The organism is Pseudomonas mediterranea CFBP 5447 (assembly GCF_000774145.1).
Classification (GTDB): domain Bacteria; phylum Pseudomonadota; class Gammaproteobacteria; order Pseudomonadales; family Pseudomonadaceae; genus Aquipseudomonas; species Aquipseudomonas mediterranea.
The window spans coordinates 456337-470551 of record NZ_KN322984.1 but is presented as its reverse complement, the minus strand read 5'-3'; the positions used below and the strand labels follow the sequence as shown (position 1 = coordinate 470551).

Sequence of the window (14215 nt, the reverse complement as noted above, 5' to 3'; positions counted from 1 at the left end):
GTGTTACGCCATCGATTCACGCCGCCTGCTGAAACTGCTGCCGATACTGGTTCGGCGACAGGTCGGTGTGCTGCCGGAACAGACGTGCAAAGAAGCTCGCGTCGTCGTAGCCGACTTCGTAGCTGATGGTCTTGATGCTCTTGCGGCTGCCGGACAGCAGGCCCTTGGCGGTTTCGATGCGCAGTCGCTGCAGGTAATGCAACGGTTTGTCGCCAGTGGCGGTCTGGAAGCGGCGCATGAAATTGCGAATGCTCATGCCGTGTTCCCGAGCGACGTCTTCAAAACGGAATTTGTCGGCGAAGTGTTCTTCGAGCCAGTGCTGGATCTGCAGGATGATCACGTCCTGATGGAGTTTCTGCCCGCCGAAACCGATCCTGCCCGGTGAATAATTGCGCTGCACTTCATACAGGATATCCCGTGCCACGGCCTGGGCGATGTTGGCGCCGCAGAAGCGTTCGATGAGGTAGATGTAAAGGTCGCACACCGAGGTCGTGCCGCCGGCGCAGAACAGATTGTCGGCGTCGGTCAGGTGCTTGTCCTGATTCAGGTGTACCTGGGGAAAGCGCTCCCTGAAGGCGTTGAAAAAGCGCCAGTAAGTCGTGGCTTCCTTGCCATCGAGCAGCCCGGCTTCCGCCAGCCAGAACACGCCCGTGGCTTCGCCGCACAGCACGGCGCCGCGAGCGTGCTGTTCCCGCAGCCAGGGCAGGACCTGGGGATAGCGTTGGCAAAGGGTGGAGAAGTCATCCCAGAACGCCGGCAGGATAATCACATCGGTGTTTTCCAGGCCGCCATCCACCGGCATGATCACTTCGCTGAAGCTGTTCACCGGTTTGCCATCGGGGCTGACCAGGCGGATTTCGAACGCCGGTGTCAGGCCTTGGCCCAGTTGCTTGCCGTAGCGCAGGCTGGCCAGGTGGAAGAAGTCCTTGGCCTGCATGAGGGTGAAAGCGAAAACCCGGTCGACTGCCAGGATGCTGACGCGCCGCAAGGGCGTGGAGGAATGCATAGACATAATTTCATCTTGTTTTTATAGGGGAAAGTGGTCACCAGACGGCTGGATCGTCTTATTTTTTGTCGGATGTGTCCAGTGTCCGATGGTACCTCCCGGGCTTAGGCTCTTCGGATGACCCCGTCCAACAATAAGCAAAGGTGCGCCATGATCCCGAGAACCCTGTTCAGTCCCGAGCACGAATTGTTTCGCGACAGCGTGCGAACGTTCCTGGAAAAGGAGGCCGTGCCGTACCACAGTCAGTGGGAAAAACAGGGGCATGTCGATCGCCGGCTCTGGAACAAGGCGGGGGAGGCGGGGATGCTGTGTTCGCATCTGCCGCAAGCCTATGGCGGGCTCGATGCGGATTTCCTCTACAGTACGGTGGTGATCGAGGAGATCGGCCGCCTGGGGCTGACGGGCATCGGCTTCTCACTGCATTCCGATATCGTTGCGCCGTACATCCTGCATTACGGCAGCGAAGCGTTGAAGCACAAATACCTGCCGAAACTGGTGTCCGGCGAAATGGTCACGGCCATCGCCATGACCGAACCCGGTGCCGGTTCCGACCTGCAAGGGGTGAAAACCACGGCGGTGCTGGACGGCGATGAATACGTCATCAACGGTTCGAAGACCTTCATCACCAATGGCTTTCTCGCCGACCTGGTGATCGTGGTTGCCAAGACCGATCCGAAAGCCGGCGCCAAGGGCACCAGCCTGTTCCTGGTGGAAGCGGGCACGCCTGGCTTCGAGAAGGGCAAGCGCCTGGAGAAAGTTGGAATGAAGGCCCAGGACACCTCGGAGTTGTTCTTCCAGGATGTCCGGGTGCCGAAGGAAAATTTGCTCGGGCAGGCCGGAATGGGCTTTGCCTATCTGATGCAGGAGTTGCCCCAGGAGCGTTTGACCGTCGCGATTGGGGGGCTGGCCTCGGCCGAGGCGGCGTTGCAATGGACGCTGGACTACACCCGTGACCGCAAGGCCTTCGGTAAGTCCATCGCAGAGTTCCAGAATACCCGCTTCAAGCTGGCGGAAATGGCCACCGAGATCCAGATCGGCCGGGTCTTCGTCGACCGCTGCCTGGAACTGCACCTGCAGGGCAAGCTCGATGTGCCGACGGCGGCGATGGCCAAGTACTGGGGCACGGATCTGCAATGCAAGGTGCTCGACGAATGCGTGCAATTGCATGGCGGCTACGGTTTCATGTGGGAGTACCCGATTGCCCGGGCGTGGGCGGATGCCCGGGTGCAGCGGATCTATGCGGGGACCAATGAAATCATGAAGGAGATCATTGCGCGGTCGCTTTGATTGCGTTGTGCTCTTGAGACCGCTATCGCGAGCAGGCTCGCTCCCACAGTAGACCGCGTTCTGTCAGTAGACGACGATCCATTGTGGGAGCGAGCCTGCTCGCGATTGGGTCTACGGGTCACTCAAGGGGCAGGATTTGGATGATCCTTGTGAATCGCCTCGATCCCCGCGAGCACTTCGTCCGACAGCTTCAGGTCGAAGCTGGCAATGTTGCTGTCCAGTTGTTCCAGGGTGGTGGCGCCGATGATGTTGCTGGTCACGAACGGTTGTTGCGTGACGAACGCCAGGGCCATCTGCGCCGGGTCCAGGCCATGTTCGCGGGCCAGCGCCACATAACGGCTGCACGCCGCTTCCGACTGTGGATTGAAGTAGCGCATGAAGCGGCTATAGAGCGTGAGGCGGCCCTTGGCCGGCCGTGCGCCGCCTTCATATTTGCCCGACAGGAAGCCGAACGCCAGGGGTGAGTAGGCCAGCAGCCCGCACTGTTCGCGCAGGGCGATCTCCGCCAGGCCGATCTCGAAGCTGCGGTTGAGCAGGTTGTACGGATTCTGGATCGACACCGCTCGCGGCCAGCCCCGGGCTTCGGCCAGGGTGAGGAATTTCATGGTGCCCCACGGTGTCTCGTTGGACAGGCCGATATGGCGGATCTTGCCGGCCCGGACCTGTTCGTCGAGGGCCTCGAGGGTTTCTTCCAGTGGGGTGAAGTCTTCGTCGGCCTTGTGCTTGTAGCCCAGTTGCCCGAAGAAGTTGGTGCTGCGTTCCGGCCAGTGCAGCTGGTAGAGATCGATCCAGTCGGTCTGCAGGCGCTTGAGGCTGGCGTCCAGGGCTTCGACGATGTGCCGGCGGTTGTGCTTGAGATTTTTGTCGCGGATGTAATCGATGGTGTTGCCGGGACCGGCGATCTTGCTCGCCAGGATCCAGTCGGCACGGTCGCCACGGCTCTTGAAATAGTTGCCGATATAGCGCTCGGTGGTGGCATAGGTCTCGGCCTTGGGCGGGACCGGGTACATCTCGGCAGTGTCGATGAAATTGATGCCGGCGCCCTTGGCGCGCTCGATCTGGGCGAAAGCCTCGGCCTCACTGTTCTGCTCGCCCCAGGTCATGGTTCCGAGGCACAGGGCGCTCACGTTCAGATCGGTACGGCCTAGCTGGCGATAGTCCATCGGGGACTCCTTGGGCAAAACAATCATAAAAGCAGGTTGAAATATTTTTCGCAATCTGCATAATTGCGCACCTCTTTCTGCAGTGGAAGTGATGCCCCGCCGCCGAAGAATCTTGCCGTTGAACGGACGCGCCGACCCGAGCCCCCGAAAGCGTCTGTATCCGGCTGCCTTTGACTTGTCAAAGTACGCACTATTCAGTAAGATCCGCCGTCTAATTTACAGGGCGGCCCCTGAGGCTATAAAGAATGAAAACTTTTACTGCTAAACCGGAAACAGTACAGCGCGACTGGTTCGTCGTCGACGCTGCTGGTCAGACCCTGGGTCGTCTGGCCACCGAAATCGCGAGCCGTCTGCGTGGCAAGCACAAGCCTGAGTACACCCCTCACGTTGACACCGGTGACTACATCGTCGTGATCAACGCCGAGCAAGTACGTGTTACTGGCGCTAAAACCACTGACAAAATGTACTACTCCCACTCCGGTTTTCCGGGCGGCATCAAGTCGATCAACTTTGAAAAGCTGATCGCCAAGGCCCCTGAGCGCGTGATCGAGACCGCGGTTAAAGGCATGCTGCCTAAGAACCCGCTGGGTCGCGACATGTATCGTAAGCTGAAGGTTTATGCGGGCGCTGCTCACCCTCATACTGCTCAGCAGCCCCAAGAACTGAAGTTTTAACGGAATAGTTCATTATGTCGGCGACTCAAAATTACGGCACTGGCCGTCGCAAGACTGCAACCGCACGCGTTTTCCTGCGTCCGGGCACTGGTAACATCTCCATCAACAACCGCTCCCTGGATAACTTCTTCGGCCGCGAAACTGCCCGCATGGTAGTTCGTCAGCCGCTGGAACTGACCGAGACCGTCGAAAAATTCGACATCTACGTCACCGTTATCGGTGGTGGTGTAAGTGGCCAGGCTGGCGCAATCCGCCACGGCATCACTCGCGCCCTGATGGACTACGACGAAACCCTGCGTAGCGCCCTGCGCAAAGCTGGCTTCGTGACTCGCGACGCTCGCGAAGTTGAACGTAAGAAAGTCGGTCTGCGTAAAGCGCGTAAGCGTCCGCAGTACTCGAAGCGTTAATTTCGCTTCCGCTTTCAAAAGGCGCCCAGTTTCCTCACGGAGCTGGGCGTTTTTTTATGTGCGAAATAAATGCTCTGTGACAACTTGCCACATTCGTAGAGCCCCTATACTACAAGGCTTGGCGGTACAGCCGCTTGGTAATTACCTTGTCAGAATTGGGGGTTTTCATTACCATTCGGCAAAATTTTTATAAGTTCAGATTTTTACTTAGTAGACGCCTGATCTAACAGGCCACAAAGCTGATGGGAGAGGACTGAATGAGCAATGACGGCGTGAATGCAGGCCGGCGTCGCTTCCTGGTAGCAGCCACATCCGTGGTGGGTGCTGCAGGAGCGGTGGGGGCTGCGGTCCCGTTCGTGGGGTCATGGTTTCCCAGTGCCAAGGCGAAAGCTGCAGGTGCACCGGTGAAAGTGAATGTCAGCAAGATCGAGCCAGGCCAGCAGATGATTGCTGAGTGGCGCGGCCAGCCGGTGTTCATCGTCCGCCGTACAGAGGAGATCCTGGGGAATCTGAAAAAGATCGAGGGCCAGTTGTCCGATCCCTCTTCCAAGAACTCGGTCCAACCGGAATACGTCAATCCTGAAACGCGTTCGATCAAGCCGCAGATCCTGCTGCTGATCGGGATCTGCACGCACCTGGGTTGCTCGCCTACGTTCCGTCCCGAGGTGGCCCCTGCCGATCTGGGCAAGGATTGGGTTGGTGGCTATTTCTGCCCTTGCCACGGCTCCCACTACGACCTGGCGGGTCGCGTCTACAAATCGCAGCCTGCACCTCTGAACCTGCCAGTTCCCCCGCATTCCTATGAGTCGGATGACATCATTGTCATCGGCGTCGACACGGAGAAAGCGTGATGAGCAAATTCATGGATTGGGTTGATGCGCGCTTTCCCGCGACCAAGATGTGGGAAGACCATCTCAGCAAGTACTACGCTCCGAAAAACTTCAACTTCTTCTATTTCTTTGGCTCCCTGGCATTGCTCGTTCTGGTCAATCAGATCGTTACCGGTGTCTGGCTGACCATGAGCTACACCCCGTCGGCGGAAGAGGCGTTCGCTTCCGTCGAGTACATCATGCGTGACGTCGAGTACGGCTCGATCCTGCGCCTGCTGCACTCCACCGGCGCCTCGGCGTTCTTCATCGTGGTCTACCTGCACATGTTCCGTGGTCTGCTCTACGGTTCGTACCAGAAGCCCCGTGAGCTGGTGTGGGTCTTCGGCATGTTGATCTACCTGGCGCTGATGGCCGAGGCCTTCATGGGTTACCTGCTGCCATGGGGCCAGATGTCCTACTGGGGTGCCCAGGTGATCATCTCGCTGTTCGGTGCGATCCCGGTCATCGGCAACGACCTGACCCAGTGGATCCGTGGTGACTACCTGATCTCGGGCATCACCCTGAACCGCTTCTTCGCCCTGCATGTGGTTGCCCTGCCGATCGTGATCCTCGGCCTGGTGGTGTTGCACATCCTGGCGCTGCACGAAGTCGGTTCGAACAACCCCGATGGTGTGGATATCAAGAAGCACAAGGACGAAAACGGCGTACCGCTGGATGGCATCGCCTTCCATCCGTACTACACCGTGAAGGATATCGTCGGCGTGGTGGTGTTCCTGTTCATCTTCTGCTCCATCGTGTTCTTCTTCCCGGAGATGGGCGGCTACTTCCTCGAGAAGCCGAACTTCGAACAGGCGAACGCCTTCAAGACCCCTGAACACATTGCCCCGGTCTGGTACTTCACGCCGTTCTACGCGATCCTGCGGGCGATCCCGGACAAGCTGATGGGTGTTATCGCCATGGGCGCGGCCATCGCCGTGTTGTTCGTCCTGCCATGGCTGGACCGCAGTCCGGTCAAGTCGATGCGCTACAAAGGCTGGCTGAGCAAGATCTGGCTCGTGGTGTTCTGCATCTCGTTCATGATCCTGGGTGTGCTGGGTGTACTGGCACCGACTCCTGAGCGTACGTTGCTGTCGCAGGTCTGTACGTTCCTGTACTTCGCCTACTTCATTCTGATGCCGTTCTATACCAGGCTCGAGAAGACCAAACCGGTTCCGGAAAGGGTGACTGGCTGATGAAAAAGCTATTTGCTGTACTGATTCTTGCTGCCATGCCTGTCTTGTCCTTCGCGGCTGAACACGGTGGTCCAGAGCTGGAAAAAGTCGACATCGACGTTTCCGACAAAGCCGCCATGCAGGACGGCGCGCGTACGTTCGCCAACTACTGCATGGGTTGCCACAGTGCCAAGTTCCAGCGCTACGAGCGCGTGGCCGATGACCTGGGCATTCCCCATGAGCTGATGCTCGAGAAACTGGTGTTCACCGGTGCCAAGCTGGGCGACCACATGACCATCGGCATGCAGCCGGCGGATGCCAAGACCTGGTTCGGCGCCGCGCCGCCCGACCTGACCCTGGTGGCCCGTGTGCGCGGTACCGACTGGCTCTATGGTTACCTGCGTTCGTTCTATGAAGATCCTGCGCGTCCCTGGGGCGTGAACAACAAGGTCTTCCCGAACGTCGGCATGCCGAACGTCCTGGTCGGCCTGCAGGGTCGTCAGGTGGTAGGCTGCAAACAGGTGCAGGTCGTCGAGCACGGCAAGAAGCAATACGATCCGCTGACCGGTACCGCGTTGACTCACGAAGCCTGCGATCAGTTGACCATCGTGCCGAACAGCGGCACCTTGACCCCTGAGCAGTTCGACGAGAAGGTCAAGAACCTGGTGACCTTCCTGGCCTACTCGGCCAACCCGGTGAAGCTGCAACATCAGCGCATCGGTACGTATGTCTTGCTGTACCTGGCGTTCTTCTTCGTATTCGCTTATCTGCTCAAGCGTGAATACTGGAAAGACGTACATTGATAAAGCTGTAAGCCGTTGTTGTTAATCGTGCGCGCCCAAGGGCGTCTCTGAAGGTGTAACGAACCTGGTCAGCCAGGTGTTACGGGAGGCGCCCTCTGGGCGCGCTCGTTTTTCTTTTCTAAAATTTCAACAAGCGAGGAGGATCGCCATGGGCGTGACCAATCGGTTGGCCTGTTACTCCGACCCCGCCGACCACTATTCCCACCGGGTACGTATCGTACTGGCAGAAAAGGGTGTCAGCGCTGAGATCATCTACGTCGAGGCTGGTCGCCAGCCGCCGAAGCTGATCGAGGTGAACCCCTACGGCAGCCTGCCCACGCTGGTCGATCGTGACCTGGCATTGTGGGAGTCGACGGTGGTGATGGAATACCTGGATGAGCGTTATCCGCATCCGCCCTTGCTGCCGGTATACCCTGTGGCGCGTGCCAACAGCCGCTTGCTGATCCACCGCATCCAGCGTGACTGGTGTGGGTTGGTGGACCTGATCCTGGATCCTAGGACCAAGGAGCCGGCACGGGTCGTGGCGCGCAAGGAGTTGCGTGAAAGCCTGACGGGCGTATCGCCGCTGTTCATCGACAAACCGTTTTTCCTCAGTGAGGAACAAAGTCTGGTGGATTGCTGCCTATTGCCCATACTCTGGCGTTTGCCGATCCTGGGTATCGAACTGCCGCGGCCCGCCAAGCCGCTGCTTGATTATATGGAGCGCCAATTTGCGCGTGAGACTTTCCAGGCGAGTCTGTCTGGCGTCGAACGCGACATGCGCTAAGGCTTAGGGAGCCGCTATGAACTCCAGTCGACCTTATCTGGTCCGCGCGCTCTACGAGTGGATTGTGGACAACGATTGCACCCCGCACATGTTGGTCAATGCCGAGTATCCATCGGTACAGGTGCCGCAGGGGTTTGCCAATGACGGGCAGATTGTCCTGAACGTTTCGCCGGCTGCCGTGCGTCATCTGCACATGGATAACGATGCGGTGAGTTTTGAAGGCCGCTTCGGCGGTGTGCCGCACACACTGTACGTGCCTATTGCTTCGATCCTGGGGATTTATGCTCGGGAGAATGGGCAGGGTATGGTGTTTGAGCTGGAAGCGCCGCTGGATGGCGAGGAAGAGTACGAGGTGGATGATGACCTGCCGCCACCGGATGATGAGCCGCCGCGGCCTAGTGGTCGGCCTAGTCTTAAGGTGGTGAAGTAAGGATTGGTGTACATATCCGTTTCTTTGGTGAGGGCTGCTTAGGGTTCCGCCCTTACGGCGGGTCACTTTTTTGAAAAGGCGCCAAAAGTAACCAAAAGCGCCTCGCCCCACCACTTGGGCACGCCGCGAAGGCGAAGGGCCATCCATGGCCCAGCGCGGCTAACCCGGCATCCATGCCGGGTTGCCCACTACGCAACGCCTGCGTTCGGCCCTTGTGGTTAATGGGGCGCCCAAGATCAAAAGCCAGAGCAAAAGCCAGAGCAAAAGCGAGGCGGCTTGACGGCCGGCCTGACTTTTCCGGCTATGCTTGGATTCACCTGTGGGAGCAAAGCTTGCTCGCGAGGCGGCCTAACAGCCGACCTGTCTCTGGCGGTTGTACCTCGCTCCAAATTGTGGGAGCGAGCCTGCTCGCGATGACGGCCTGGCAGCCAACCTATCTCTCAAGGAATATCCCAGGTGAAGCGAATGCCATGGCTGAGCACAGCCCTGGATTGCAACACCCAGCCCCTGTGGCGAGGGAGCTTGCTCCCGCTGGGCGGCAAAGCCGCCCCAAAACCAGCGACGTATTCCTCCAGGTAAACCACCTGAACCCGCCCCACGACGGCTACGCCGCCGAGCGGGAGCAAGCTCCCTCGCCACAGGGGCTGGGTGTTGCAATCCAGGGCTGTGCTCAGCCATGGCATTCGCTTCACCTGGGATATTCCTTGAGAGATAGGTTGGCTGCCAGGCCGTCATCGCGAGCAGGCTCGCTCCCACAATTTGGAGCGAGGTACAACCGCCAGAGACAGGTCGGCTGTTAGGCCGCCTCGCGAGCAAGCTTTGCTCCCACAGGTGAATCCAAGCATAGCCGGAAAAGTCAGGCCGGCCGTCAAGCCGCCTCGCTTTTGCTCNTCAGATAAATGTTCAACCCGACCATTTTTGTCCCTGCAACCCCACGCATCCTTGCGCCTTTACCTACAACTACGCCAGAATCCGCCCGCTTGTGCGCCTTGTCCCTGGGTTCTATTGTCTTTCCTGCCACTGCCCATCAGTGGTCGGGTTTAGTAGCCCGGTTAGTCATCTTCGGTAGCATGAGTGTCATCCAGTCAGGCCTTCGCCTGCACTTGATGGTGGCTGTGCGCATGGCGCCTTCGGGCGCGCCGGGTTTGGTGACTTCACCGGTCTACTAACTTGCGCACAGCTGCCTCCTTTCGTTTAGTAGCGAGACGGTTGCGGCCCTACTGAAGGAAGTCCCAGATGTTCAAAATAACTCCAAACCCTCCAGAAAAAGACTCCACCGCCCAATCCGCAAAATCCAAAGCCAAGCAGCAAGACGAAACCACCCAACGCGTGCTTGATCACTACTTACTGCCGAAGTCGGATAATTCCCAAGACGAACCAAAACCGGGCCAGGTATTCACCGTCGTGAAAGGCCTCGATAACGAATGCTTGCTCGCCAATCTGAGCGAAACCCTGGCCTCGGCGGACGCCATGGCCAACGAACTCGCCTTCGATCTGGAAGGCTCACCGCGTAGCCTGGCACTTGGCATCCAGCAGATGATCGAACTGAGTTCATTACTGGCAAACCAAGTATTGGATAACGTCGACCCGCGATAGCTTTGCACTAAGCACCCAGCCCTCTGTGGGAGCGAGCCTGCTCGCGATGGCGTCAGCTCGGCAACATTGATGTTGGCTGACACACCGCCATCGCGAGCAGGCTCGCTCCCACAATTGATCGGGGACGGCTGGGAAAGATAGGTCGGCTGTCAACCCGCCTCGCTCTTGCTTTTGCTTTTGCTTTTGATCTTAGGCGCCCCATTAACCACAAGGGCCGAACGCAGGCATTGCGTAGTGGGTATCCCGGCATGGATGCCGGGATAGCCGCGCTGGGCCATGGATGGCCCTTCGCGGCGGGCCCACGGAGCGATGCCGGAGTGAGGGAACACCGAGCCTTGGCGAGGTGCCCAGTGGTGGGGCGAGGCGCTTTTGGTTACTTTTGGCGCTCTTCCAAAAGTGACCCGCCGTAAGGGCGGAACCTTAAGTGGCCGTTACCAAAAAAACGGATATACACACTAACCACCCTCCCCAAAAAAAACGGCGCTTCCCCGTCTGAAGAAGCACCGTTTTCTAGCCAAGCGCAGCATCAAGAACCGCAACTACCCTCAGTCAATATACTCAAACAACTTCACGATCTTCTGCACCCCAGACACCCCCTGCACCAGATTGGTCGCCTGGGCAGCCTCCTTCTTGGTCAGCAGCCCCAGCAGATAAACAATGCCATTCTCGGTCACAACCTTGATGCGCGAACCAGGAATGCTCGCATCGGTGAGCATCTGGGTCTTGATCTTGGTGGTCAGCCAGGCATCGTTCTGCCGCGCCAGCAGCGAGGACGGCTGCAGGACCTGCAATTCGTTATGCACGGTCTTGACCCGTTGTACGGCACTGGCCTCCTGCTCAGCCTTGGCCTTGAGGTCTTCCCGTGGGGTCTGGCCGGCCAGCAGCACGACGCCGTTGAAGCTGGTGACGACGATGTGCGAGTTGTTGTCCAGGTCCGGGTCGGCCTTGGCGATGTTCACCCCGACTTTGGTTTCGATCAGGGAGTCGTCGATCTTGCTGCCGAAGGTGCGGGTGCCGCGGTCGTCTTCGATCGGCTTTTCCCGGCTGGCATTAACCACCGATGTGCAGCCGCTGATGCCGAGGCACAGGGTCAGGGCCAGAAGGCCCAGGCGATTAGGGGTCATTCTTCACTCCCGAATATTTGGCTGTCGATCAAGTCGCAAAGACAATGGATCGCCAGCAGGTGGACTTCCTGGATGCGTGCGGTGACTTTGGCCGGTACGCGGATCTCGACATCTTCAGGCAGCAGCAGTGAAGCCATGCCGCCGCCGTCACGCCCGGTCAATGCTACGACAATCATTTCGCGATCATGTGCGGCCTGGATCGCCTGAATAATATTGGCCGAGTTGCCGCTGGTGGAAATAGCCAGCAGCACATCGCCGGGTTGGCCCAGGGCGCGGATCTGTTTGGAGAAGACTTCGTTGTAGCTGTAGTCGTTGGCAATCGAGGTGATCGTCGAGCTGTCGGTGGTCAGGGCGATGGCCGGCAGGCTCGGACGCTCGCGTTCGAAGCGGTTGAGCAGCTCGGACGAGAAGTGCTGGGCGTCGCCGGCGGAACCACCATTGCCGCAGGAAAGCATTTTGCCTTCGTTGAGCAGGGCGTTGACCATCACTTGGCTGGCTTGCTCGATGTAGGGTGCAAGTACGTCCATCGCCTGTTGCTTGGTGTCGATACTGGCCTGAAAAAGCTGGCGAATTCGCGATTGCATGTCCATCTGTGTGACCTTAAGTAGCGCGACTTATCGGCACAAACGTGTGCGGCGCGCAAAGCAAAGAGCAAAAGTTGAGTGAAGGTGTCCGGCTCGGTTCGTCATGGACGTGGACGTTCAGCTGTCGAAGGCGTTCTGCAGCCAATTCAACTGATCGGCGTTGCTGTCGATGGCAACCACGTCGAAACGGCAGGGGTGATCAGCCCAGCGGGATTCGTTCTGCAGGAAATACTGCGCGGCGAAAACCAGTTTCTGGCGCTTGCGCTGGTCGATGCTATCGAGCGCGCCACCCCATTGGGTATTTTTTCTGTAGCGGACTTCGACGAATACTACTGTATCGCCGTCAAGCATGACCAGATCAAGCTCGCCGCGTTTACACAACCAGTTCTGCGCCACCAGGCGCAGGCCTTGCTGCTGGAGATGCGCGAGGGCCAGGCCCTCGGCATCCCGTCCGCTTTGCTGGCGTGATCGTTCGGGCATCAGCGCTGGGTGTCCGGCAGGCGCTGTACCTGGCCATTGACGAATTCAGCCCAGGGCAATTGACGTTGAACCCGTTGGGACTGGGACACCGCCAGGCTGCCCGACAGGCCTTCGATGCGGCTGTCCGGCAGTGTCTTGAGCTGGCCCAGGCGCGGTGCCAGGCGATAGGCATCGGCACCCATCGCGTACAAGCGGCCCAGACTGCCGGCAGCCTGTGGCCATTGGGCAGTGACCTGCTTGCGCAATGGGTCGTTGGCATCGAGCAACCACGGGGTTTCGCAGAAGCGGATACCGTTCATGTCGTTGTACTGGTTCTGGTCGCCGCTGGCGCTGAACACCTGGGACGTCGCATAGACCGGCACGTCTCCAGCATACTGGAAGTTCAGGGTCGGCTTGATCTGCTGGGCCTGCTGCGGGGTCGACGCCAGGAAGATGAACTCGATGTCCTGGCGACGGGAAGGCTGGGCCGCGACCGTGGTGCCTACGGTGTTCTGCAGGCTCTTGGCGCGACCTTCGCTCTGGCGCAGCTGGAACATGTCGGCAATCTGCTGGGCCAGTTGCACCGGCTGGTCGACGCGCTCGATGGCCAGGATGCTGCCACCGGAGGCTTGCCAGTCCTGGCTGAAGGCTTTCAGTACGCGATCGCCCCATTCGCCCTTCGGCACCATGACCGCTGCGCGATGCAGACCGTCGGCACGGGCGCGGCGGGCGACTTCGCGGGCTTCGTCCTCGGGGGCCAGGCCGAACTGGAACAGTTGGGGTGGACCTTGCTCGCGTTCGCTGTAGTTCAATGCCAGGGTAGTGATCGGCAACTGCGCGCGTGTGCTGATCTGCTTGACCAGTGGTTTTTCCAGGGGGCCGACCACCAGTTGCACGCCGTCAGCCTGGGCCTTGCGATAGAAGTCGTCCATGGACGTCAGGGTCGAGCTGTCGTAGAACTGAATGCTCGGTGGGTTCTGCCCGGCTTGCTGGGCCTGATAGTGCGATGCCATGAAGCCTTCACGCAGGGCTTTGGCGACTGCGGCCAGTTGCCCGTTCTGGGGCAGCAGCAGGGCGATCTTGCCCAGGGGCTGGCTCGCCAGTTCCTTGAGCTTGACCAGGGGTGTCGGCAGTTGAAGGGCGGCCGGGTGCTTCGGATTCTGTTCGCGCCAATGGTCGATGGCCGCTTGCTGCTGTTCCAGGGTGCCGGCGGTTTTCACGGCACGGGCCAGGCTCAGCCAGCCGCCGAGATCGTCGGTGGTGGTTGGTTGCAATTGATCGGTGGGCAGCGATGCAATCAGCGACCAGATTGCTTCGTGGTTCTTGGCGGCGGCTTCGTTTTCGAGCAGGGGCGCAATGAAGATGCGTTCCTTCGCGGCGGCCAGGGTCTGGCCATCGGCTTCGAGGGCGCGGGCATGGACCGTCCCGGTGCGGACCTGCTGTTCCACCGGCATTTCGCCCAGGTGTTGCAGGCTCGGGTGGCTCAGGGCGGTCAGCGCCGCCTTGGGCTGGTTGCGCGTCATTGCCAGTTCCGCCGCCAGGGTGCTGGCGAAAATCTGCTGGCCTGGCTTGAGCTGTTCCATCGGCACTTGTTGCAGGATCTGTGCGGACTGGCCGGCATTGCCCTGGCGGTAGGCCAGGTCTGCCGCGCTCAGGCGCAGCAGGGCGGCTTTTTCCGGGGTCTTGCTTTGGGCGGCCTGTTCGAGCAGTTGCTCGATACTGGCATCCGGGGTCCGGGGAAGTTCGCCAAGGCTGGACGAGGGCGAGCTGACGCAGGCCGCCAGAAGGGCAGCGAGGCAAAGGGCGGAGAGCAGCCGCAGGCAAGCGATCATGTAAATGTCCTGATACGAGATCAAATTAGCGTCGAATTGTACC

The 14215-nt window shown here is 59.4% G+C and carries 15 protein-coding genes; 9 read left to right on the top strand and 6 right to left on the bottom strand.

Annotation, left to right across the window (positions count from 1 at the left end):
* Positions 1-16: 16 nt before the first annotated feature.
* A complete protein-coding gene (locus N005_RS11885; RefSeq protein WP_174245351.1) occupies positions 17-913 on the bottom strand; it encodes a GlxA family transcriptional regulator in 897 nt (298 codons plus the stop codon).
* A 243-nt stretch (positions 914-1156) separates the two neighbouring features.
* On the opposite strand from N005_RS11885, the gene N005_RS11880 reads away from it, so the two are divergent.
* Complete coding sequence (locus N005_RS11880) at positions 1157-2293, top strand: acyl-CoA dehydrogenase family protein (protein ID WP_047701365.1); 1137 nt, start codon at positions 1157-1159, stop codon at positions 2291-2293.
* A gap of 122 nt (positions 2294-2415) precedes the next feature.
* Here the strand turns inward: N005_RS11880 and N005_RS11875 are convergent, their stop codons facing one another.
* Positions 2416-3456: an NADP(H)-dependent aldo-keto reductase gene (locus N005_RS11875; protein ID WP_047701364.1), complete on the bottom strand. Its 1041-nt coding sequence runs from the start codon at positions 3454-3456 to the stop codon at positions 2416-2418.
* Positions 3457-3701: 245 nt separating this feature from the next.
* On the opposite strand from N005_RS11875, the gene rplM reads away from it, so the two are divergent.
* From rplM to N005_RS11830, 8 genes are all read left to right on the top strand, one after another.
* The gene (gene rplM, locus N005_RS11870; protein ID WP_024781110.1) at positions 3702-4130 is read left to right on the top strand and encodes a 50S ribosomal protein L13; all 429 of its coding nucleotides are present in this window, start codon (positions 3702-3704) and stop codon (positions 4128-4130) included.
* 14 nt (positions 4131-4144) lie between these two features.
* Positions 4145-4537: a 30S ribosomal protein S9 gene (rpsI, locus tag N005_RS11865; RefSeq protein ID WP_003228056.1), complete on the top strand. Its 393-nt coding sequence runs from the start codon at positions 4145-4147 to the stop codon at positions 4535-4537.
* A gap of 257 nt (positions 4538-4794) precedes the next feature.
* Positions 4795-5388 carry a ubiquinol-cytochrome c reductase iron-sulfur subunit gene (gene petA / locus N005_RS11860; RefSeq protein ID WP_047701363.1) on the top strand — a complete coding sequence of 198 codons (594 nt, stop codon included), beginning with the start codon at positions 4795-4797 and terminating at the stop codon, positions 5386-5388.
* Positions 5388-6599 carry a cytochrome b gene (locus tag N005_RS11855; protein ID WP_047701362.1) on the top strand — a complete coding sequence of 404 codons (1212 nt, stop codon included), beginning with the start codon at positions 5388-5390 and terminating at the stop codon, positions 6597-6599. The genes petA and N005_RS11855 overlap by 1 nt, the downstream gene beginning before the upstream one ends.
* Positions 6599-7381, top strand: a complete 783-nt coding sequence (locus tag N005_RS11850) for a cytochrome c1 (RefSeq protein ID WP_041020584.1) — start codon at positions 6599-6601, stop codon at positions 7379-7381. The genes N005_RS11855 and N005_RS11850 overlap by 1 nt, the downstream gene beginning before the upstream one ends.
* Before the next feature lie 148 nt (positions 7382-7529).
* Entirely contained in the window at positions 7530-8147 is a 618-nt protein-coding gene (locus tag N005_RS11845; RefSeq protein WP_047701361.1) for a glutathione S-transferase N-terminal domain-containing protein, read from the top strand.
* 16 nt (positions 8148-8163) lie between these two features.
* Entirely contained in the window at positions 8164-8577 is a 414-nt protein-coding gene (locus tag N005_RS11840) for a ClpXP protease specificity-enhancing factor (RefSeq protein ID WP_041020582.1), read from the top strand.
* Between the two features lie 1236 nt (positions 8578-9813).
* A complete protein-coding gene (locus tag N005_RS11830; protein WP_047701359.1) occupies positions 9814-10173 on the top strand; it encodes a DUF6124 family protein in 360 nt (119 codons plus the stop codon).
* 545 nt (positions 10174-10718) lie between these two features.
* On the opposite strand, the gene N005_RS11825 is transcribed toward N005_RS11830, so the two are convergent.
* The 4 genes from N005_RS11825 to N005_RS11810 all read right to left on the bottom strand — a co-directional run bounded on the left by N005_RS11825 (position 10719) and on the right by N005_RS11810 (position 14172).
* Positions 10719-11297 carry a BON domain-containing protein gene (locus N005_RS11825; RefSeq protein ID WP_024781263.1) on the bottom strand — a complete coding sequence of 193 codons (579 nt, stop codon included), beginning with the start codon at positions 11295-11297 and terminating at the stop codon, positions 10719-10721.
* The gene (locus tag N005_RS11820) at positions 11294-11887 is read right to left on the bottom strand and encodes a phosphoheptose isomerase (RefSeq protein ID WP_024781264.1); all 594 of its coding nucleotides are present in this window, start codon (positions 11885-11887) and stop codon (positions 11294-11296) included. The genes N005_RS11825 and N005_RS11820 overlap by 4 nt, the downstream gene beginning before the upstream one ends.
* Before the next feature lie 111 nt (positions 11888-11998).
* Positions 11999-12361: a YraN family protein gene (locus N005_RS11815; protein WP_047701358.1), complete on the bottom strand. Its 363-nt coding sequence runs from the start codon at positions 12359-12361 to the stop codon at positions 11999-12001.
* The gene (locus N005_RS11810; protein WP_047701357.1) at positions 12361-14172 is read right to left on the bottom strand and encodes a penicillin-binding protein activator; all 1812 of its coding nucleotides are present in this window, start codon (positions 14170-14172) and stop codon (positions 12361-12363) included. Before N005_RS11810 ends, N005_RS11815 begins: the two co-directional genes overlap by 1 nt.
* Positions 14173-14215: the final 43 nt, after the last annotated feature.